The 20004-nt window shown below is 72.0% G+C and carries 19 protein-coding genes; 9 read left to right on the top strand and 10 right to left on the bottom strand.

Annotated features, from left to right (window positions below; genetic code table 11):
• Positions 1–5: 5 nt before the first annotated feature.
• The 4 genes from ABZ490_RS36690 to ABZ490_RS36675 all read left to right on the top strand — a co-directional run bounded on the left by ABZ490_RS36690 (position 6) and on the right by ABZ490_RS36675 (position 5693).
• The gene (locus tag ABZ490_RS36690) at positions 6–1664 is read left to right on the top strand and encodes an APC family permease (RefSeq protein ID WP_359000391.1); all 1659 of its coding nucleotides are present in this window, start codon (positions 6–8) and stop codon (positions 1662–1664) included.
• A 171-nt stretch (positions 1665–1835) separates the two neighbouring features.
• The gene (locus tag ABZ490_RS36685; protein WP_359000388.1) at positions 1836–3809 is read left to right on the top strand and encodes an FAD-dependent oxidoreductase; all 1974 of its coding nucleotides are present in this window, start codon (positions 1836–1838) and stop codon (positions 3807–3809) included.
• Positions 3810–3857: 48 nt separating this feature from the next.
• Entirely contained in the window at positions 3858–4658 is an 801-nt protein-coding gene (locus ABZ490_RS36680) for an electron transfer flavoprotein subunit beta/FixA family protein (RefSeq protein WP_359000384.1), read from the top strand.
• Between the two features lie 48 nt (positions 4659–4706).
• Positions 4707–5693: an electron transfer flavoprotein subunit alpha/FixB family protein gene (locus ABZ490_RS36675; protein ID WP_359000381.1), complete on the top strand. Its 987-nt coding sequence runs from the start codon at positions 4707–4709 to the stop codon at positions 5691–5693.
• 232 nt (positions 5694–5925) lie between these two features.
• On the opposite strand, the gene ABZ490_RS36670 is transcribed toward ABZ490_RS36675, so the two are convergent.
• The 7 genes from ABZ490_RS36670 to ABZ490_RS36640 form a co-directional block, all read right to left on the bottom strand.
• A complete protein-coding gene (locus ABZ490_RS36670; protein WP_359000378.1) occupies positions 5926–7119 on the bottom strand; it encodes a cytochrome P450 in 1194 nt (397 codons plus the stop codon).
• A gap of 53 nt (positions 7120–7172) precedes the next feature.
• Complete coding sequence (locus ABZ490_RS36665; RefSeq protein ID WP_359000375.1) at positions 7173–8546, bottom strand: nucleotide pyrophosphatase/phosphodiesterase family protein; 1374 nt, start codon at positions 8544–8546, stop codon at positions 7173–7175.
• Positions 8543–9742, bottom strand: coding sequence for a metabolite traffic protein EboE (eboE, locus tag ABZ490_RS36660; RefSeq protein WP_359000372.1), 1200 nt, complete (start codon positions 9740–9742; stop codon positions 8543–8545). The genes ABZ490_RS36665 and eboE overlap by 4 nt, the downstream gene beginning before the upstream one ends.
• A 7-nt stretch (positions 9743–9749) precedes the next feature.
• Positions 9750–10604 (bottom strand): TatD family hydrolase, encoded by an 855-nt coding sequence (locus ABZ490_RS36655; protein ID WP_359000369.1) that lies wholly within the window; start codon positions 10602–10604, stop codon positions 9750–9752.
• Positions 10604–11377, bottom strand: coding sequence for an EboA domain-containing protein (locus ABZ490_RS36650; RefSeq protein ID WP_359000366.1), 774 nt, complete (start codon positions 11375–11377; stop codon positions 10604–10606). Before ABZ490_RS36650 ends, ABZ490_RS36655 begins: the two co-directional genes overlap by 1 nt.
• A gap of 86 nt (positions 11378–11463) precedes the next feature.
• Entirely contained in the window at positions 11464–12324 is an 861-nt protein-coding gene (locus tag ABZ490_RS36645) for a sugar phosphate isomerase/epimerase family protein (RefSeq protein ID WP_359000364.1), read from the bottom strand.
• Entirely contained in the window at positions 12321–13247 is a 927-nt protein-coding gene (locus ABZ490_RS36640) for an SCO3242 family prenyltransferase (protein ID WP_359000362.1), read from the bottom strand. Before ABZ490_RS36640 ends, ABZ490_RS36645 begins: the two co-directional genes overlap by 4 nt.
• A gap of 234 nt (positions 13248–13481) precedes the next feature.
• Between ABZ490_RS36640 and ABZ490_RS36635 the strand changes: the two genes are divergently transcribed.
• Together ABZ490_RS36635 and ABZ490_RS36630 are read left to right on the top strand one after the other, a co-directional pair.
• Complete coding sequence (locus ABZ490_RS36635) at positions 13482–13859, top strand: BlaI/MecI/CopY family transcriptional regulator (RefSeq protein WP_359000359.1); 378 nt, start codon at positions 13482–13484, stop codon at positions 13857–13859.
• A 19-nt stretch (positions 13860–13878) separates the two neighbouring features.
• Positions 13879–14811 carry a M56 family metallopeptidase gene (locus ABZ490_RS36630; RefSeq protein WP_359000356.1) on the top strand — a complete coding sequence of 311 codons (933 nt, stop codon included), beginning with the start codon at positions 13879–13881 and terminating at the stop codon, positions 14809–14811.
• 410 nt (positions 14812–15221) lie between these two features.
• Here the strand turns inward: ABZ490_RS36630 and ABZ490_RS36625 are convergent, their stop codons facing one another.
• Both ABZ490_RS36625 and ABZ490_RS36620 read right to left on the bottom strand, forming a co-directional pair.
• Positions 15222–15677, bottom strand: a complete 456-nt coding sequence (locus ABZ490_RS36625; protein ID WP_359000353.1) for a TerB family tellurite resistance protein — start codon at positions 15675–15677, stop codon at positions 15222–15224.
• A 116-nt stretch (positions 15678–15793) separates the two neighbouring features.
• The gene (locus ABZ490_RS36620; RefSeq protein ID WP_067252250.1) at positions 15794–16060 is read right to left on the bottom strand and encodes a GlsB/YeaQ/YmgE family stress response membrane protein; all 267 of its coding nucleotides are present in this window, start codon (positions 16058–16060) and stop codon (positions 15794–15796) included.
• A 285-nt stretch (positions 16061–16345) separates the two neighbouring features.
• Here ABZ490_RS36620 and ABZ490_RS36615 point away from each other — a divergent pair, with 285 nt between their 5' ends.
• Positions 16346–16708 carry a metalloregulator ArsR/SmtB family transcription factor gene (locus ABZ490_RS36615; protein ID WP_359000350.1) on the top strand — a complete coding sequence of 121 codons (363 nt, stop codon included), beginning with the start codon at positions 16346–16348 and terminating at the stop codon, positions 16706–16708.
• Between the two features lie 217 nt (positions 16709–16925).
• Entirely contained in the window at positions 16926–18641 is a 1716-nt protein-coding gene (locus ABZ490_RS36610; protein WP_359000347.1) for an LCP family protein, read from the top strand.
• Positions 18642–18710: 69 nt separating this feature from the next.
• Here ABZ490_RS36610 and ABZ490_RS36605 read toward each other — a convergent pair whose 3' ends face one another.
• Positions 18711–18935 carry a twin-arginine translocase TatA/TatE family subunit gene (locus ABZ490_RS36605; RefSeq protein ID WP_359000344.1) on the bottom strand — a complete coding sequence of 75 codons (225 nt, stop codon included), beginning with the start codon at positions 18933–18935 and terminating at the stop codon, positions 18711–18713.
• A 130-nt stretch (positions 18936–19065) separates the two neighbouring features.
• Here ABZ490_RS36605 and ABZ490_RS36600 point away from each other — a divergent pair, with 130 nt between their 5' ends.
• On the top strand, positions 19066–19989 hold the full coding sequence (locus ABZ490_RS36600; protein WP_359000341.1) for an ion transporter: 924 nt from the start codon (positions 19066–19068) through the stop codon (positions 19987–19989).
• Positions 19990–20004 lie beyond the last annotated feature (15 nt).

The following is a 20004-nucleotide window of genomic DNA, read 5'->3' as shown; positions in this document are numbered from 1 at the left end:
TGAGCGTGAGTACCGAAGTAGCCGAGTACGGCCTCAAGCGCCAACTGTCCCGCCTGAACATCCTGCAGATCGCGATCAACTCGATCATCGGGACGGGGTGGATGTTCAGTGCGATGATCGCCGCCTCCATCGCCGGCCCCTCGGCGCTGCTGGCCTGGTTCGTCGCGATCGCGATTCTCGTACTGATCGCCTTCAACCACGCCGAGGTGGGCGCGATGTTCTCCGTGGCCGGAGGCTCGGCCCGGTTCGTGCACTACTCCCACGGGACCCTGGCCGGATTCGGTATCGGCTGGATGGCCTGGATCTACGGAGCGGCGACCGCCCCCATCGAGGTGCAGGGCGTCCTCAGCTACGCCGAGGGGTACACGAACCTGAACCTGTTCCACGTCGACGGAACCCTGACCCCGCTCGGCTATGTCGTCGCGACCGGACTGTTGGCGCTCTTCGTCGTGATCAACTTGTTCGCGGTCAAGGCTCTGGGCCGGGTGCACAGCGCGATCACCTGGTGGAAGGTCGGCACCATCGCGCTGGTCATCGTGACCATCCTGTTCGCCCGCTTCCAGCCGTCGAACTTCCATACGCACGGCTTCGCGCCGTACGGCTTCCACGGCGTGCTGGCCGCTGTCGCCATCGGCGGCATCGTCTTCGCCTACACCGGCTTCGAGCAGGCCGTGCAGCTCGGCGCCGAGACCAAGAACCCCGGCCGGAACATCCCGTTCGCGCTCCTCGGTTCCCTCGTGGTCTGCTCGATCCTCTACATCGGACTGCAGATCGCGTACATCGGCGCGCTCTCGCCCGGGAAGCTGGCGCACGGCTGGGACAGAACCGGCGTCGACGTCACCACGGGCCCGTTCGCGGCCTTGGCCACGTCTCTCGGCCTGGGCCTGATCGCCGTGATCGTCTACATCGACTCCGTCGTCTCCCCGTCCGGCAACGGCATCGCCTACATCACCTCGACCGCGCGCGTCACCTATGGGATGGGGCGCAACCGGTACATCCCCGGTGCGGTGACGCGCGTGGACCGGCGTGGCGTCCCCGTCATCGGCGTGATCGTCAGTTTCGTGGTCGGGCTGCTGTGTCTGCTGCCGTTCCCGAGCTGGCAGTCCCTCCTCGGATTCCTCACCTCCGCCACGGCCATGCTGTGGGCGGGCGTTCCCGTCGCGCTCGGTTCGTTCCGGCGCTCGTTCCCCGACGCGGCCCGTCCGTTCCGGCTCAGACCGGCCGGCCTCTGGGCGCCTCTGGGCTTCGCTGCCGCCAACCTGCTCATCTACTGGACCGGTTGGGCGACGAACTGGAAGGTCTTCGTCGCCATCGCGCTCGGCTACGCGGTGTTCTTCGTCAACCGAGCCTTCCAGCAGGCCGAGGACCGACCCGACCTCGACCTCCGCTCCTCCTGGTGGGTGTGGGTCTGGATCCTCGGGACGGCGGCCATCAGCTACATGGGCACCTTCGGCCAAGCCTCCCACCCCAGCGGCCTGGGCTATCTGTCCTTCCCCTACTGGGACACCGCAGTCATGGTCGCTTTCAGCCTCGCCGTCTACCACCTGGCGATCGCGACGCGGCTGCCCACCGAGAAGGCGCGGCAGTACGCCCCGAGCGACGACGAACTCAACCTCACGTCCGGCGTCACGGGAGCGAACACCCCGGCCGGTCGCGAGACATGAACGCCGACCGGAGTGTCCGTGCGCCGGGGAGCACCGGGATGACCGGGCTGAACGGCCGGCCGACGCCACGACCCGGCGCACGCGAGACCCGGCGACAGGACTTCCCGGAACACCGAAAGCGCCGCCTCCACACACGCGCACCCCACCGAGCACAGGACCCAGGACTCTGACATGACGGACTTCCCCCACCTCTTCAACCCTGTTCAGGTAGGTCCCTACACCCTGAAGAACCGGATCATGAACACGGGGCACGCCGCCCACTTCCAACTGGGGGACGGCACCCCGACCGACGCGTACGCCTCCTACGTGCGCGAACGAGCCAAGGGCGGCGCCGGTGTCATCGTCACGGGGCACACGGTTCCCGTCCATGACGGCGACGCGTCGCTCTCGCTGGCCACCTACAGTGACGCGACCATGGGCGCGTTCACCAAGATGGTGCAGGGGTGCCACGAGTTCGACGTCCCCCTCATCGCGCAGTTCGGTCACCGCGGACGTCGCCTCATGGATCACGCGGGATTCCTGCGCCGCGACATCGTCGCCCCCTCGCCCGTTCCGACCCCCGACTACTCGGTGCCGCTGTTCATGCCCCACGAGCTGTCGACCGGCGAAGTGGAAGGGATCGTCGAGGCGTTCGGCGCCGCCGCGGATCGCATGCGGCGCTGCGACTTCGACGGGATCGAGCTCGCCATCGGCATGGACTACCTGTTCGCGAACTTCCTGCACCCGCACGGCAACCGCCGCGACGACAAGTACGGCGGCAGTGACCTGCGGGAACGGATGACGTTCCTCAACGAGGTGCTCGCGGTGACGCGCGAAGGCATCGGCAAGGACCGGATCCTCGGCGTCCGGCTCTACGACGACGGTGTGGACTACAGCATGAGCCTGGCCGAGCACGTCGAGCTGGCGAAGATCCTCGAAGCGGAGCGGCTCGTCGACTACATCAACATCTGGCAGGCCATTACCTCCGTTCCGCGAAGCGGCCGCGCGCACTGGCCCAGCCACTACTTCGAGACCGGGGCCTTCGTCCATCTGTCCGAGGCCATGAAGGACGCCGGCATCGGACTGCCGATCATCGGAGCGGGTCGTCAGGACTCACCCGCCTTCGCGGAGCAGGCCATCGCCGACGGAAAGCTCGACATCGTCGGAATGGCGAAGACCCTCATCGCCGACCCGCACTTCCCCAACAAGGCGCGTGAAGGCCGCATCGACGACATCCGTACCTGCATCGCCTGCACCCAGTCCTGCGTCGGCCATGTCGACAAAGGTCTCGGTGTCGGGTGCATCTACAACCCCGTCACCGGCCGGGAGCAGGCGTGGGGAGAGCTGGAGCCGGCCGACGAACCGAAGCGGGTCGTCATCGTCGGCGCCGGACCGGCCGGCATGGAGGCGGCCCGCACCGCCGCGATGCGGGGACACGACGTGATCCTGTTCGAACGCGACCAGCGCATGGGCGGCCAGGTCAATCTCGTCATGACGACACCGAAACGCGGCAACTTCGAGGAGATCATCCTCTGGTTCGAACGCCAGCTGCCGAAGGTCGGGGTGGATGTCCGGCTCGGCGTGGAGGCCGACGCGAGGACCGTCCTGGCCGAGTCTCCCGACGTCGTCCTCGTCGCCACCGGGTCCAAGCCCTTCGTCCCGGAGCTGATCGGCGCGGACCGTCCGCACGTGCACACGGCTCGAGAAGTCCTCGCCGACCACACCCTGGCCGGCCCGAACGTGCTCGTGTTCGACGTCGGCGGCCGGGCCGAAGGGGCCACCACAGCCGACTACCTCGCCGTCAGGCGACACCACGTCAGGTTCGTGACCGGGATGGAGACCGTGGCCCCCGAAATGCCCTCGCCGGCCCGGCACCACCTCCTCGAAGCGCTCATGAACAGCGCACGCGTCGAGCTGCGCACCCATACCTCGATCCACGAGATCGAAGAGGACTCCCTCACCACGTTCAACGTCGTCACCTGGGAGCCCGACAGCATCGAAGGCATCGACACCGTCGTCGTGGCCGCCGGCGGCATCGCCGACGACTCGCTCTACCGACAGCTGGTGAAGCAGCACCCGGACGTGCAGGCGATCGGTGACTGCTACCAGCCGCGGGACATCGAGATCGCCATCGTCCACGGGCACCGGGCCGGTCGCGGGATCTGACACGGGTGGCCCGCGGGGCGAACCCCACGAACATCAGGAAGCAGGACCATGAAGATCGCTGTCTGTGTGAAGTACGTGCCCGACACCACGGGGAACCGGCACTTCCAGCACGACAGGACCGTCGACCGCGTGGGCGTGGACGGACTCCTGTCCGAGCTGGACGAGTACGCCGTGGAGCAGGCGCTCCGGATCAAGGAGAAGGCCGGCAGGCCCGACGACGTCGAGGTGACCGTGTGGTGCGTGGGCCCCGAGCAGGCGGTCGACGCGGTGCGCAAGGCGCTGCAGATGGGTGCCGACAACGGGGTGCTCGTCCAGGACGACGCGATCGCGGGGTCCGATGCGATCGCCACGTCGCTGGTCCTGGCGAAGGCACTGCGACGGGGCGACGGCATGCCGTACGACCTGGTGATGTGTGGCATGGCGTCCACCGACGGTTCGATGAGCGTGGTGCCGGCGATGCTGGCCGAGCGGCTGTCGCTGCCTCAGCTCACCTTGGCCTCGACCATCGAGATACAGGGTGGCGAGGTGCGGATCCGGCGTGAAGGCGATGCCGCGACCGAGGTGGTGGTCGGGGCGATGCCGGCGGTGGTGTCGGTGACCGACCAGTCCGGTGAGGCGCGGTACCCGTCGTTCAAGGGGATCATGGCGGCGAAGAAGAAGCCGCTGGAGATCCTGGCGCTGTCCGACATCGGGGTCGACGCCGGCGAGGTGGGCCTGTCCGCGGCGTGGACCGCGGTCGAGGAGACGACGGCGCGTCCGCCGCGAGAGGCCGGCGAGATCGTCAAGGACGAGGAGGGCTCGGGCGCCAGGGCGCTGGCCGACTTCCTCGCCGCCCAGCAGTTCGTCTAGCCAAGTCCGGCCGAGTCATCCGACCCATAGATTACGGAGAGCGATTCCATGTCCGAGATCCTGGTCGTCGTCGACCACGTCGACGTTCCCGAGGGTGTGGCGGTCAAGAGGCCGACGTACGAGATGCTCACGCTCGCTGCGCGCATGGGCGAGCCGTCGGCCGTGTTCATCGGTCCGAAGGCCAGGGGGGCGTACGTCGCCGATGCCGTCAAGAGGTACGGCGCGCAGAGGGTGTACGTCGTCGACGACGAGGGGCTGAAGGGATACCTGGTCGCACCGAAGGCCGAGGCGCTCCGGCAACTCGTGGAGAAGGCCTCGCAGTCCGGTGGCGTGGGGGCGGTACTGATCGCCTCGACCGCCGAGGGCAAGGAGGTCGCCGGCCGGCTCGCGATCACGACCGGCTCCGGGCTGATCACCGACGCCGTCGACATCGAGGCCGGGCCCGACGGTCCGGTGACCACCCAGTCGGTGTTCGCCGGCAGCTACACGGTCAGGGCCAGGGTCACTCGGGGTGTCCCGATCATCACCGTCAAGCCCAACTCCGCGCTGCCGGTGGAGGCCGACGCCGCCGGCCGGGTCGAGGAGGTGGCTGTCACCGTGTCCGAGGCCGCCCGGGGCGCCCGGATCGTGGCCTCCCGGCCTCGGGCCGACACCGGCCGCCCCGAACTGACCGAGGCCGCGATCGTGGTCTCCGGCGGCCGCGGCACCGGCGGCAGGTTCGAACCGGTCGAGGACCTGGCCGACGTCCTCGGCGCGGCCGTGGGTGCCTCGCGGGCCGCGGTCGACTCGGGCTGGAAGCCGCACAGCCACCAGATCGGCCAGACCGGAAAGACCGTCGCCCCCCAGCTCTACTTCGCCGCCGGGATCTCCGGCGCCATCCAGCACCGCGCCGGCATGCAGACCTCGAAGACCATCGTCGCGGTGAACAAGGACGAGGAGGCTCCGATCTTCGAGCTCGTCGACTTCGGCGTCGTGGGCGACCTCCACACGGTCCTCCCCGCCGTGACCGAGGAGGTCAAGCACCGCAGAGGCTGACCCGCGGTCAGGACGAGGACGAGGGCGCGGTGCAACAGGTCGCTGTCGCCCGGGTCGTCCCGTTGTGGCGCGGACGACCTCGGCGAGGGGCGTGGCGGGGGTGGCCGGTGAGGCGGGGGACGGTGTCGCGTCCAGCCGCTCGGACAGGAGGGCGGCCGTTTCGTCCGGCGTCAGGGACTCGGGCCCGGCCGGGAGCACGACCATCGCCCCGAGGACCCCGGCCGGAACCGGGTCACCAGGCCACCCGCAGCTCCGACACGCCGTGGACCGCGCGGCCCTCGAACGCGTGCCGCTCCGGGGGCGGGCCCGTGAGGTGGAGGCCGGGCAGGCGGTCGAAGAGCATCGGCAGGGCGATCTGGAGTTCGGCGCGGGCGAGCGACTGGCCGAGGCAGTGGTGCGGGCCGTGGCCGAACGCGAGATGGCGGCCGGCGTCCCGGGTGAGGTCGAGGGCGTCGGGGTCGTCGAAGACCGCGGCGTCCCGGTTGGCGGACTGGAGGGCGACGACCACGCCCTCGCCGGCGCGGATCGTCACCCCGCCGATCTCGACGTCCTCGACGGCGATGCGGCGCAGCCCGATGTGGACGACGGTGAGATAGCGCAGGAGTTCCTCGACCGCGGCTGGGACGAGTTCGCCGTCGGCGCGCAGGGCCGCGAGCTGGTCGGGGTGGCGCAGCAGCGCGACGACGCCGAGCGAGAGCATGCTCGCCGTCGTCTCGTGCCCGGCGATGAGGAGCTGGACCAGCATGCCGGCCGCCTCCGCCGCCGTGGCCTCGCCGGTGGCGACCCGCTCGGCGGCGAGCTTGCCGATCAGGTCGTCGCCGGGTTCGCCCGACCTGGCCGCCAGCAGTTCCTGGAGGTAGCCGAAGAGGGCCGCCCAGCCGGCCCGCATCGCCTCCGGTCCGGCCGAGACGGTGGCGAAGGCGGCGGCGTGCCGGTGGATGAACTCCCGGTCCGTGTACGGCACTCCGAGCAGTTCGCAGATGACGAGGAGGGGGAGGGGGAGGGTGAAGTGCTGCACCAGATCGGCAGGTTGACCCTTCTCGACCAGGCCGTCGAGGAGCTCGCCGCTGATCCGCCGTACGGCCGGGCGCAGTTGTTCGACCCGGCGGAAGGTGAACTCGGGGATCAGCATGCGGCGCAGCCGGGTGTGGTCCGGCGGGTCCATGGCGAAGAGCTGGCCCGGGGTGGGCGGCGGGGGCGTCGGCTGGAGGCCGGGGAAGCCCGGACGGACGTTCCGCGCGCTGAAGCGCGGATCGCCGAGGACGGCCCGGGCGTCCTCGTGCCGGGTGACGAGCCAGGGGTGGGTGTCGCCCCACAGGGTGATCCTGGCCAGCGGCCGCTCGGTGATCCAGCGTGCGTACTCGGCGGCGGGGTCGAGGAGGGGGCGGTGGTGGGGGAGGGGCGGTGGGGTGTCCGTCGCGTGCATGGTGGGGGGCTCTTCCGGTGATCGTAGGTAGGGGGAGGGGGGCGGACGGTCGCTCAGCCCGTGAGGCCGGACAGGCCGAGGAGCAGGTCCTTGACCTCGGTCGCGGCGATCCGGTCGCGCGCGGGGCCGGGCCGTGAGCACAGCAGGACGGGGCTGTCACGCGGGTCCTCGGGGAGCCGGCCGTGGCTGCCCCGGACGCCCGAGGGGTCCAGCGGGACGGTCCGGATGCGGTACCGCAGGCCGGCCTTCTTCCGCGCGACCTGGCCGAGGGCGCGTGCCCTGACGCCGGGGACGGTGGGGTCGTAGAGGAGCTCGGCGGGGTCGTAGCCGGGCTTGCGGTGGATCTCGACCTGGCGGGCGAAGTCCGGCGCGCGTCCGTCGTCCAGCCAGTAGTAGTACGTGAACCAGGCGTCGGACTCCGCCACCGCGACGAGTTCGCCCGAGCGTTCGTGGGCGAGTCCGTGCCGGGCCTTGCCCTGCTCGTCGAGCACCTCGTCCACCCCGTCGAGTCCGGCGACGACCTCGGCGGTTTTGGCGAGGTCGGCCGGGTCGCGGACGTAGACATGGGCGATCTGGTGGTCGGCGACCGCGAAGGCGCGGGACGTCATCGGGTCGAGGTACTCCATGCCGTCCTGGGTGTGCACCTCCAGCAGCCCGGCCCGGCGCAGCGCGCGGTTGACGTCGACCGGGCGCGACGCGGGCGCGATGCCGTACTCGCTGAGGATCACGACGGTGGCGTCCTCGCGGCGGAGGTGGTCGAGGAGGGGGCGCAGCGCGTCGTCGAGGCGGCGGGCCTCGCGTGCCGACCGCGGTGAGCCGGGGCCGGAGCGCTGGGGCTCGTAGTCGAGGTGGGGTACGTAGACCAGGGTCAGGTCGGGCTGCTTCTCGTCGAAGATCTGGCGGGCGGCGGCGAGGATCCACTGGCTGGAGGGCAGGCCGGCGTTGGGACCCCAGTAGGTGAACAGGGGGAACGGGCCCAGTCGGTCGGTGAGTTCGTCGTGCAGGGCGGGCGGTCGGGTGTAGCAGTCGGGTTCCTTGCGGCCGTCGGAGTAGTAGACGGGGCGCGGGGTGACGGTGAAGTCCACGTCGGCGCCCATGGCGTACCACCAGCAGACGTTGGCGACCGTGTAGCCGGGACGGGTGCGGCGGGCGGTGTCCCAGATCTTCTCGCCGCCGACCAGGGCGTTGTGCTGGCGCCAGAGCAGGACCTCGCCGAGGTCGCGGAAGTACCAGCCGTTGCCGACGACCCCGTGCTCGGAGGGCGGTGCGCCGGTCAGGAGGGTGGACTGCACGGAGCAGGTCACCGCGGGCAGGACGGTGTCCAGCCGGGCCTGGAAGCCCTGTGCGGCGACGGCGGAGACGGCCGGCATGTGGCGCAGCAGACGGGGGGTGAGGCCCACGATGTCGAGGACGACGAGTCGTGTCATGGGACGGGCTCCTTCCGGGGGCGGGCGGTGTCGGCCGTCGCGACGAGGCCGAGTTCCTCGAACCGGTCGCGGGACCAGGCCAGTTCGGCGGCGATTCCCGCGACCAGGCCCTCGCGGTCCTGCGGCCGCAGCTGTTCGGGCAGGACGGACCAGGTGTAGGTCTCCACCTCGACGTGGTCGCAGACCGCTTCCGGGCCGCCGAGCAACTCCCGTAGGGCGGTGGTCAGTTCGCCGGTCGTGGTGGTCAGGGGCGGTTCGGGTGCGGCGTGCAGCGGCGCGTGGAAGTGCACCCGCCAGGGGGAGCCGGGGTCCAGGCCGCCGGCCAGGGCGTCCGGGAGGTCGTCGACGCCGCTCACGACGCCGTCAGGGGCGGTGCGCGTCTGGTGCAGGAAGCGGGGTTCGGCGAACCGGGAGAGGGCCCGGCGTGCCGCGGGGTCGGTGGGGTCGTCGGCCTGGAGGGCGCTGGAGGCCTGCACCTTCACGACCGGGAGTCCGGCGTCGGCGAGGCGGCGCAGTGCCCGCGCCGGGTTCTCGAACTGCACGGCGAGATGGCAGGTGTCCAGACAGACGCCGAGCCGCTCGGGGTCCAGTCCGCCGAGTTCCCGGGCGGCCTGGACGGTGTTCTCCACCACGCAGCCCGGCTCCGGTTCGAAGCCGACCCGGATCGCACGGCCCGTGTCCCGCTCCAACTCGGCGAGACTCAAGGCGAGTCGGTCCAGGGAGCGGCGGGCGGTGTCGCGTGCCTCGGCCGGCCAGGGGGTGCGCCAGGCCAGCGGCAGGGTGGAGACACTGCCGCGCCGCGCGTCGTCGGGGAGCAGTCCGGCGAGGACCCGGGCGCAGTCGACGGTGTAGCGCAGCCGGGCGGGGTCGGTCCAGTCGGGCAGGTAGACGTCCTTCTTGACCACCTCGCGGTGGAAGCCCTCGTAGGGGAAGGCGTTGAGGGTGACGGTCTCCAGGCCGCGGGCGGTCAGCTCGGCGCGCAGCCGGCGTACCGCCCCGGGCCGGGCGGACAGCTCGGTGACCACGTCCCGGGCCAGCCACAGACCGATGCCGAGCAGATCGGCGCCGAGGGCCTCCCGGACCGGCTCGGCGTGGGAGGCGAGCTGGCGCACCACCCCGTCCAGGTCCTCCGCCTGGTGGACGTTGCTGCAATAGGCGAGGTGGACGGTGGTGCCGTCGCCGTGTCGGAAGCGCACCCCCGGCTCACTCCCCGCCGCGTTTGACGGAGTTGCCCTCGAACAGGGCGCTGCCGTCGGCCTCGGCGTCCTCGAGGTCGAGCCGGCCGCTCTGCCCGTAGAAGGCCACCGGGTTGCGCCACATCACCTGGTCGACGGTGTCCTCGTCGAAACCGGCGGCCAGCATCGCGTCGGCGGTCTTCCGGGTCTTCAGTGGGTCGCTGCGGCCCCAGTCGGCCGCGGAGTTGACCAGCATCCGTGCCGTGCCGTGCTCCTCCAGGATCCGCACCATGCGGTCCTCGCTCATCTTGGTGTCGGGGTAGATGGAGAAGCCCATCCAGCAGCCGCTGTCGGCCACCATGGCGACGGTGAGTTCGTTGAGGTGGTCGACGAGGACGTGCTCGGGAGGGATGCCGGACTCGCGGACCACGTCGAGGGTGCGGCGGGTGCCGGCGGCCTTGTCGCGGTGCGGGGTGTGCACCAGCACCGGCAGTGCGTGCTCGACGGCGAGGGCCAGTTGGCGGGCCAGCGCCTCGTCCTCCTCGGGCGTCATGGAGTCGTAGCCGATCTCCCCGACGGCCACCACCCCGTCCTTGGCGAGATAGCGCGGCAGCACGTCCAGCACCCCGGCGCAGCGCGGGTCGTTGGCCTCCTTCGGGTTGAGGGCGATCGTGCAGTGGTGCCGGATGCCGAACTGCGCGGCGCGGTACGGCTCCCAGCCGAGCAGCGCGTCGAAGTAGTCGGTGAAGCTGTCCACCGAGGTGCGCGGCTGGCCGAGCCAGAACGACGGCTCCACCACCGCCCGCACCCCGGCCGCGTACAGGGCCTCGTAGTCGTCGGTGGTGCGGGAGGTCATGTGGATGTGGGGGTCGAAGATGCGCATCAGACGGCTCCTGCGGGGGCGGTACCGGGTGCGGTACCGGGTGAGGGGGTGGCTGCGGGTGCTGTGGCGGAGAAGGCGGCCAGGGCCCGGACGGCCGCGGCGCGGCGGTCGGGGGAGGAGGACCCGGTCTCGGCGGGCAGTCCGGAGGCCTCCAGCGTCCCGGGATGCGCCCGCACGACCGGCCAGACGTCGGCCGGGACGTCCCGGCCCGCGGCGACCCGCTCATGGGCGAAGTCGGCCAGCATGCGGGCGAGTTCACGGTCGGAGCGCTCCGCCAGCCCGGCGATCCGGGCGAGCGGGATGCCGCAGAAGACGCTCTTCAGCACGGCCTGCCGGTAGCCGTCGGCGTCCAGGTGGCGTGCGGCGTACGGGCCGAGGGCCGACTCGATCAGATCGGTGTCGTTGCTCCGCAGCGCCGCCCGCACCAGGGGCAGCCCCCGATCGGCGAAGGACGCGTCCGTGTCCTCCAGGAGGGCCAGGGAGCGCAGCACCGCCCGCTGTTCGGCGGAGTCGCCGTACCGGTGCAGGGCGGTGATCTCCTCGGCGAGCGCCGCGCCGCGGACCGGCAGGGCGGTGAGGAGCCGGGCGCGGGCGGCGTCCGCCACCGTCCAGCCGTCGGTCAGCGGGCCGCGACCGCAGTGCCGGCCCACGGCCGGGAAGACGCCGCGTACCGCAGCCGGGTCCGCGCCCACCCGGGTGACCGCGTCGGCCAGCCAGGCCGCCGCGTCCGCGGTGAGCCGCCGGTCGAGGGCGATCGTGATGCGTGGGTCCACGGCACATGCCTCCTCTGTCGGATGTGGGTACGGCGACAGCCGTACCGGGAAAGGGAGATGACGAGCAGTCGGTGCGGAGGCGGCCGTCAGTTCGGCTCGGCGGCCTTCAGGAACTCCAGTGAGCGGCGGGCGACTTCGGGGGCGTTCAGCGACGCGCCCTGGATCTCCACCGAGACGGGTCCGTGGTAGCCGGAGGCCTTCAGCGCGGCCAGGACCGGCGGGAAGTCGATCTCGCCCGTGCCGAGTTCGAGGTGCCGGTGCACCCCGCGCCGCATGTCCTCGATCTGCACGTTGACCAGGTGCGGTGCCGCCGCCGCGACACAGTCGAGCAGGGGTGCGTCCTCGACGCAGTGGGCGTGGCCGATGTCGAGCGTGACGCCGAACGGTTCGGGGTCGCCGAGCCGGTGGCGCAGCTCCAGCACCCGCTGCACGGTGTCGACGAACATGTACGGCTCGGGCTCGAACCCGAGCGCCACCCCGTGCTCGCGGGCGATCTCCAGGACCTCCTCGCAGCCCGCGGTCAGCCGCTTCCAGGCCTCCTCCTCCGGGACGCCCTCGGGGGCCGGCCCGCTGGCCAGCTGGACGGCCGGGGCGCCGAGGTCGGCGGCGACGCGCACCGCCCGCGCGAGGAGGTCCAGGCGCCGTTCGGCGCCGGGTGCGCACATGAGGGTGGGGACGTGCCCCCGCCAGGGGTCGAGCAGATAGGGCGCCCCGGTCTCCACCATGACGGCGAGGCCCGACTCGTCCAGTTTCCGGGCCAGTCGACCGACTCGGCGCGGCAGGTCCGCGGCGAAGGGGTCGAGATGGCCGTGGTCCAGGGTGAGCCCGACCGAGTCGTAGCCCAGGTCGGCGAGGACGGTCAGGACGTCGTCGAGCCGGTGGTGGGCGAAGCCGTTGGTCCCGAAGCCGTAGCGCAGCCGCGGGGGCGGGGCGGGGAGGGCGCTCATGTGGGCGACACCTTCCGGGCCAGCCTGCGGGCCGTCGGATGGGCCGCGGCGAGCAGACCTGCCAGGGCCGGGGCGCCGCCGCCCGCGGTGAGCGCGGCCTGGAGGGGCAGGAGTGACAGGATCCCGGCGCCGACGGCCTGCCGGACGTGTGCCGCGGACGGGCGGTGGGCCGCCCGCGCCTGCGCCGCGCCGTACGCCGTCAGATAGGCGAGTGCCCCGGCGGCGGCACCGATCCGGGCCGCCCGCCCTCCGGGTCTTCCCCGTCCGAGGCGCCCTGGCGGCCGCAGTGACGGTAGCGCCCCGGCGGCGAGGGCGGTGGCCGCGGTCCCGGCCAGGGTCGCGGCCGGTACGGAGCGGGGCGCGCCCGTCACCTCGTGGCGGCTCAGCGCCGTGACCGTGTAGGTGTGCGCGCCGACCAGCAGCGCCGCCGGGAGCGCCGGGATCCGGCGGCCGGGCTCGGCTCCGGCCAGCACGTTCAGCGCCCGCGCCCCCGCCATCGCGGCGGGCCCGGCGGCGGTGGACTTCAGCCGCAGGTCGTAGGCCCAGACGAGTCCCGTCAGCGGCACCGCGACACCGAGCGCGGCGCGTCCGCCGGCCAGGGCGGCGAGACCGAGTCCGGCTGCGGTGAGCCCGCAGGCGGTGGCCAGTGCGGTGCGGCGGGTGACGCGGCCGGAGGGCAGGGGGCGTTCGGGGCGCTCCACCGCGTCCACGGTCGCGTCCGCGTAGTCGTTGAGCGCCATGCCGGCCCAGTAGAGGGCGACGGACGACGCCATCGTGGCGGCGGTACGGGGCCGGACGCGCCCGGTGCTCGCGACCGCGCCGGCGAGTAGGTCACCGGGCACGCTCAGGGCGGCGGGCAGCCGGACGAGGGCCGCCAGATCGGCGAGACGGGGGGAGTGGGGGATGTCGTTCGGGCCTTGCATGATCGGCACCCTACGCCTCTTGCTTTAACCTTCAGATACCTTCCCCTGACCCTTTGTGTGAAGAATCTGTGTGTGCGGCGGACCGAACAACACCCTTGCCCTGTAAGGGACTTGATGCTCGCGCGAGCCGTTGCGTCGAGGGGCGCGGGATGTCCGGGTCCCCTTCCTCCGGCCGGTCTTCTACGCTGGTGTAGTCGACCGGGGCGTCGGCGGCGGAAGGGAGGCGAGGGCGTGATGGACGACCGGCAGGGTCCGCGGCGGCGCAGACAGGGCGAGCTGGAGGCGCTGGTGCTGTCGGTGCTGGGCGAGGCGGAGGGGCCGGTGAGCGCCGGGTGGGTGCAGGAGCGCCTCGGTGACGACCTCGCCTATACGACGGTGATCACGATCCTGACCCGGCTGCTGGCCAAGGGTGTGGTGACCCGGGAGCGGGCGGGCCGGTCGTTCGCCTGGACGCCGGCCTCGGACCAGGCGGGTCTCGCGGCGCACCGGATGCGCCGGGTGCTGGACGCGGAGAGCGACCGCGAGGCGGTGCTCGCCAGCTTCGTCACCGGTCTCGGTCCGGACGACGAACGGCTGCTGCGGGAGCTGCTGGGCCGCTCCGGCGGCGAGTGAAGGGGAAGGCCCGAACCCGATGGGGGTGTTCGTCTTTTTGCCGCTGGTGCTGCCGTTGACGGCGTGGCCGGTGGCGCGCCTGGCGGAGCAGCATCTGCATCCGCGCGCCGCGACCCGGCTGCTGTCGGGGGTCGCGGTGGTGATGGCGGTGTGCAGCACGGTGTGTCTGGGGCTGGTCATGGTGGTGGGCACGGCGCAGCTGCCGGGCAATCCGCTGCCGGACGGGTGGTCGGACCCCGAGGTGCGGGCGGCGGTGCCGTACGACGAGGTGGCCGGGAAGGCGGCCATCCCCGCGCTGGTCGCGGTCCTCGTGGCCTGCGGGCGGACCCTGTGGCGGCACGGGCGGGTCCGGCGCGGGGCGCACCGCGCGCTGGCCGGGATGCCGGGCACCGAGGTGGTCGTCCTGCCCGACGGGGTGCCGTACGCCTATGCGCTGCCCGGTGGCCGGCGGGCCCGCGTGGTGGTCACCACCGCCCTGCTGGACCGCCTCGAACCGGCCGAGCGGCGGGCCCTGTTCGCCCACGAGCGGGCCCATCTGACCGCTGGGCACCACCGGTTCCTGCTGGCGGTCCGGCTCGCGGCCCGCGCCAACCCGTTCCTGCGGCCGCTGCGCACCGCCGTGTCCTACACGGCGGAGCGGTGGGCGGACGAGGACGCGGCCCAGGCGGTGGGCAGCCGCCGTACCGTGGCCCGGGCGATCGGCAAGGCGGCCCTGGTCTCCCGGGGCACGCCCGTGCCCACGCTGGCGGGCTTCGCGGCGCCGGGACCGGTGCCGCGCCGGGTGGCGGCCCTGCTCGGCCCGGCCCCGGTCGGACGCAGCTGGCCCTCGGCGTTCACCGCCGTGGGCCTCGCGGCCTGGGGTGCCGCCGCCGGCACGGCCGTCTCCGCGATGTCCTCGGCGAACTCCGCGGTGACCATGTTCCTGATCCTGTACGCCGCGACACCCCTTTAGGGGGCTGGACCCGGCGGCGGGGCGGTGCCGGTGGGACTACGGCGCGGGGAGGGCGGCGGTACGGGCGGGGTGGGGTGCGGGGGAGGGCGGTGGCACCGGCTGGGCGCGGGGGGACTGTGGTGCTGTCGGCGGGGCGGCGGGGCGATGTGCCGGGCCGCGCCCGTGTCGATCCGTCCGGCGCCGGACGCGCGGAACCGCCATCCGGCACCAGGCATCGGCCACCCGATACCGCCATCCGGCACCAGGCAACGGCCACCCGATACCGCCATCCGGCACCAGGCAACGGCCACCCGGTACCGCCCGGGCGCCGCACTCGGGTACCGGGCTCCCGCCGGCCGTCATCGCCCCTGAGCGCCGCACTCGGGCACCGGGCCCCGCCACCCCGCCCCGCCGCTACCGCTCCCCGTCCGTCAGAGGTCGAACTCGTGCGGGGGCAGGTCGAGGGTGAAGCAGGCCTCGCGGACGACCGCCTGCTCGGTCTTGTCGAAGTCGCCGTCGGCGCCGCCGATGACGATGCCGATCTGGATGACGGCACGGGCCTCGGCCGGCTTCTTCTTGGCCTTGGCGATCTCCTGGAGCACGCTCACCTTGCCGAAGTCGAAGTCGGCGGTCAGCTTGTTCAGGTTGTCGTCGAAACGGCGCTGAAGATCCGTGGCGTCGAAGTTCTGCAACACCTCGTTGGTGGCGATGAGCTGGGCCACGCGCCGCCGCTCGGACGGGTCGATGGTGCCGTCGGCGGCGGCGACCAGGGCACACATCGCCATGCTCGCGTCGCGGAAGGCGCCGCTCTTGAGGTCGTTCTTCTTCGCCACGAGCTGCGTCTGCATCGTCGACGCGGATTCCTTGATGCGGTCCCACAGGGCCATGAGAACTCCATACGGTCGGTCGGGGGCGGCCGCTCCGGGGGCGGCCGCCGGCCCTTCAATATCTACAACAACGTAGAAACTAACGGGTGGTCGGACAAGTTCCCGCCGCGCCCGGCTCAGTTCCGCGAGTTGCCGAACAGCAGGCGGTAGGCCACGAGGAGGACCAGCGAACCGCCGATGGCCGCGCCCCAGGTGTAGAGGTCGAAGAACTGGTTCTCCACCGGGCGGTCGAGGAACCGGGAGGAGAGCCAGCCGCCGACGAAGGCGCCCGCGACGCCGATGAGCGTGGTGCCGATCAGGCCGCCCGGGTCGCGGCCGGGCAGCAGGACCTTGGCGATGGCTCCGGCGAACAGACCGAGGATGATCCAGCCGATGATGCCCATGTCGTCGTGTCTCCAGTCGAGTCGGTCGGGTGGCACCCGCTCCGCAGGATGAGTTGCCTGATGATGAGTTGCCTGTTTGCGCAACCCTAGAGACGAAGCGGGGCGTCGGGCGAGCCCGTACAGGTCACTGCGTTCGAGTCGTCGCGGTTCTGTCACTCATTCAGGACATTGCGCAAACCACCAAGCGGACGGGGGTCCTTCGGCGGCTTCCGGTGCCGCCGCCGACGCCTACACTGGGTACCCGCACGTGCGTCGGTGGTGACGTGGAGGGGACGGGAGAGGGCTGTGGCAACCAGCGTCGGTCGCTTCGAGGACCCGTCCGCCGAGGTGCTCGACGAGGCGGCCGCCGCGTTCGGCCTGCTCGCCGCTCCGGCCCGGCTGCACCTCATGTGGGCCCTGTCCCAGGGCGAGAGCGATGTCACCCGCCTCGCCGACCGCGTCGGCGGCGCGCTCCCCGCCGTCAGCCAGCATCTGGCGAAGCTGAAGCTCGCCGGACTCGTGGGCTCGCGCCGCGAGGGCCGGCGGCAGGTGTACTACGTCGACGACCCGGACGTCGTCACCGTGGTGCGCGTGATGGTCGGCCAGCTGACCGCCCGCACCCGCCAGACCACCGCCCCGGTACGGCGACTGCGCGGCGCCGGCGGCTGAGGCCGGCCTGTGGCCCCTGCGGTGGAATCCGGGCCCCCGGCCCCCTGAGGCGAAACCCGTCCCGCAGGTTGCATGAGATCCCTCACCTGTGAATTCGCCCAGGATCCGGGCTGCTCCGGCCAGGGCTTTGTTAGATTGCGCAACTACGCAAGCAACCTCGATCTTGATTGCCGCCTCTACCTGTGTGCATCTGTCCGACCGTTCGTAGGAGTGGTGAATGAGCGACCCGTGGGACGGCCCGGCCGGCCAGGTCACGCGCAGCCGCACCGGCAGGGTGCCCGGGCAGCGCACGGCCGGGCACGACGAGCCGCTTCCGACGGGCGGACGCACCGCGGCACGGGCGGCCTCCCGTCGACGCCCCGCCCGGGGGACGCGCCGCGGCCGGCCGGTGCGGCGCGGCAGGCGGGTGCTGCGGATCGCCGGACTGTTCCTGGCGGTGCTGGTGCTGGGGACGGCCGGTGCGGGCTGGTGGTTCTACCAGCACCTGAACAGCAACATCAACAGCGTCTCGATCGACGGCAAGGGCGGCAAGGAGAAGGCCGACGCCTTCGGCCGCACCCCGATCAACATCCTGGTCATGGGCTCGGACGGCCGTACCAGCAAGGCGGACTGCAAACTGGGCGGCGGCTGCTCGCAGACCGGGGTGCAGTCCGGCAACGGCAACGCGGACGTGCAGATGGTGGTCCACATAGCGGCCGACCGCTCCAACGCCACCGTCATGAGCATCCCGCGCGACACCATGACGAACGTCCCGGCCTGCAAGGACAGTGAGACCGGACAGTCCACGTCGGGCTACTACGGGCAGATCAACAGCGCCCTCCAGTACGGCCCGGCCTGCCAGGTGTCCACCATCCACGAGCTGACCGGCATCCCCATCGACCACTTCGTCAAACTCGACTTCTCCGGCGTGGTCAAGATGTCCGACGCGGTCGGCGGTGTCTCCGTGTGCGTGGACGCCAATGTCTACGACACCTACTCGCATCTGAAGCTGTCCAAGGGCACCCACACCCTCAAGGGCGTCGCGGCGCTGGAGTTCGTCCGCTCGCGGCACGGCTTCGGCGACGGCAGCGACCTCGGCCGTACCGTCTCCCAGCACATCTTCCTCAGCGCGATGATCCGCAAGTTCAAGAGCGCGGGCACCCTCACCGACCCCACCGCCGTCTACAGCCTCGCCGACGCCGCCACCAAGGCGCTCACCGTGGACGACGGGCTCGGCAGCGTGAAGAAGCTGATCGGGCTCGCTGACGACCTGAACAAGGTGCCCACCAAGCGGATGACGTTCACCACCATGCAGACGGCCCCCGATCCGGCGGACAGCGACCGGGTCGTGGTGGGCGCCGGTGCGAAGACCCTGTTCTCCACCATCGCGGGCGACCAGTCGCTCACCACCGGTTCCGGCAAGAAGTCGGCGGCGGCCTCCGCGACCGCGAAGGCGACGGCCACCGCCTCGGCGGTCCCCGCCTCCGAGGTCGCCGTCACCGTGGAGAACGGCACGACCATCACCGGCCGTGCCTCCGCCGTCGCCGCCGCCCTCACCGACGCCGGCTTCAACTCCGGTACGACCACCGCCAACGCCCCGAGCCCGGCGGCCACCACGACCCTCACCTACGGAACCGGACAGAAGGGCGCGGCGCAGACGGCCGCGAAGACCCTCGGGCTGCCGTCCTCCCGCCTGAAGCAGGGCGGCGGAACCGGACTCACCCTGGTCATCGGCAGCGACTGGCCGAGCGGCACCACCTACCCCGGCGGCAGCTCCTCGCCCGCCCCCGCCGACACCAAGGCCGCCGTCTCCAACGCCCACGCCCAGACCGCCGACGAGGCCAAGACCTGTGCCGAGGTCAGCCGCTTCCGGACGGTCGCCCTGAACGGCGTCCCCATGACGCCCACCCAGGCCTACGCGGCGGCGCGCGACAAGCCCGACTCGGACGACTGACCCGACCGACCCGACCGACCCGACCGATTCGGCCGGCACGTCAGGGACGGCCGACCCGCGCCGGAGCGGTCAGGGGCGCGGGGCGGGGTCGTCCCGGTCGACGACCGTGCCCCGGACGACCCGGGGCGCGGACGTGGCCCGGTCGGGGCCGTCCTGGTCCTTCAGGGCCCTCGACTCGCTCTTGAGGATGCGGGCCGCCTTGCCCGCCGAGCGGGTCAGTTCGGGCAGCTTCTTGATCGCGAGGATCACGATGACGACCACCAGGATCAGGGCCAGCTCGCTCATGCCGAACATACGGGTCTGCTCTCTCCCGAGGTCGTCTACAGTTCTGTAGAAGTATCCCCGGGAGGCGATCGTTCAACAAGCCTGCCTTCCGGCCGCGTTGGCGGAAACACCGTACGATCCGAGGAGTGTCGGCAGCAGGATGTCCGAGCAGTACCACCAGGCGACCGCCGGCGCGACCGGGGCGGCCCGCCGGGAACTCGCGCACCGCTGCCGCACCCTCACCGAGGCCCGCTGGTTCGCCCTGACCGTCTTCGCCGTGATCCTCCTCAACGCGGCACTGCTCGGCGTGGAGACGTACTCCGGCCTGGTCGAGGAGTGGCACCGCTGGTTACGGCTCGCCGAGCACGCCTGCCTCGTCGTGTTCACCGCCGAGATCCTCGTCCGGATCGGCGCGCACGCCGACCGCCCCCGGGGCTTCCTCAAGGACCCGTGGAACCTCTTCGACCTCGTCGTCGTCCTGTGCGCGTTCCTGCCGGTCGTCCGCGAGAACACCACCGTGCTGCGCCTGCTGCGGCTGGCCCGCGTCCTGCGCACCGCCCGCTTCCTGCCCCAGCTCCGCGTCCTGCTCACCGCGGTCGCCCGCAGCCTGCCCGGCACCCTGAGCTTCCTGCTGGTCGGCGCCCTGCTGCTGTACGTGTACGCGATGATCGGCTGGGTCTTCTTCGGCCGCGCCGACCCCGGGCACTACGGGTCGATCGGCCGGTCGGTGCTCACCCTGTTCCTCCTCATGACCCTGGACGGCATCGGCGACGCCGTCCACGCCGGCCTGGAGATCTCCCGCTGGAGCCTGCTCTACTACGCCTCGTACGTGCTGCTCGCCTCCTTCGTCCTGGTCAACGTCCTGATCGGGGTCGTCATCACCTCGCTCGACGAGGCCCGGGAACTGGAGAAGACCCCGCAGCCCCCGGCCGCGCAGGACCAGGACCGGCAGCTGCTGCTCGCCCGCATCGCCGCGGCCCGCGAGGCCCTCGACGCCCTCGAACGGGACGTCGCCGGGTCACTCCCGGGCCCGCCCCCACAGCCCGGCCGAGGGGACCGCAGCCCGGTCGGCCGTACGGGCTGAGAAGGCCGGCCCCGC

The organism is Streptomyces sp. NPDC005811 (assembly GCF_040630405.1).
Taxonomy (GTDB): Bacteria; Actinomycetota; Actinomycetes; order Streptomycetales; family Streptomycetaceae; genus Streptomyces.
Note: the sequence above shows the minus strand (reverse complement) of the source record. Positions and strands in the feature narration are given on the sequence as shown.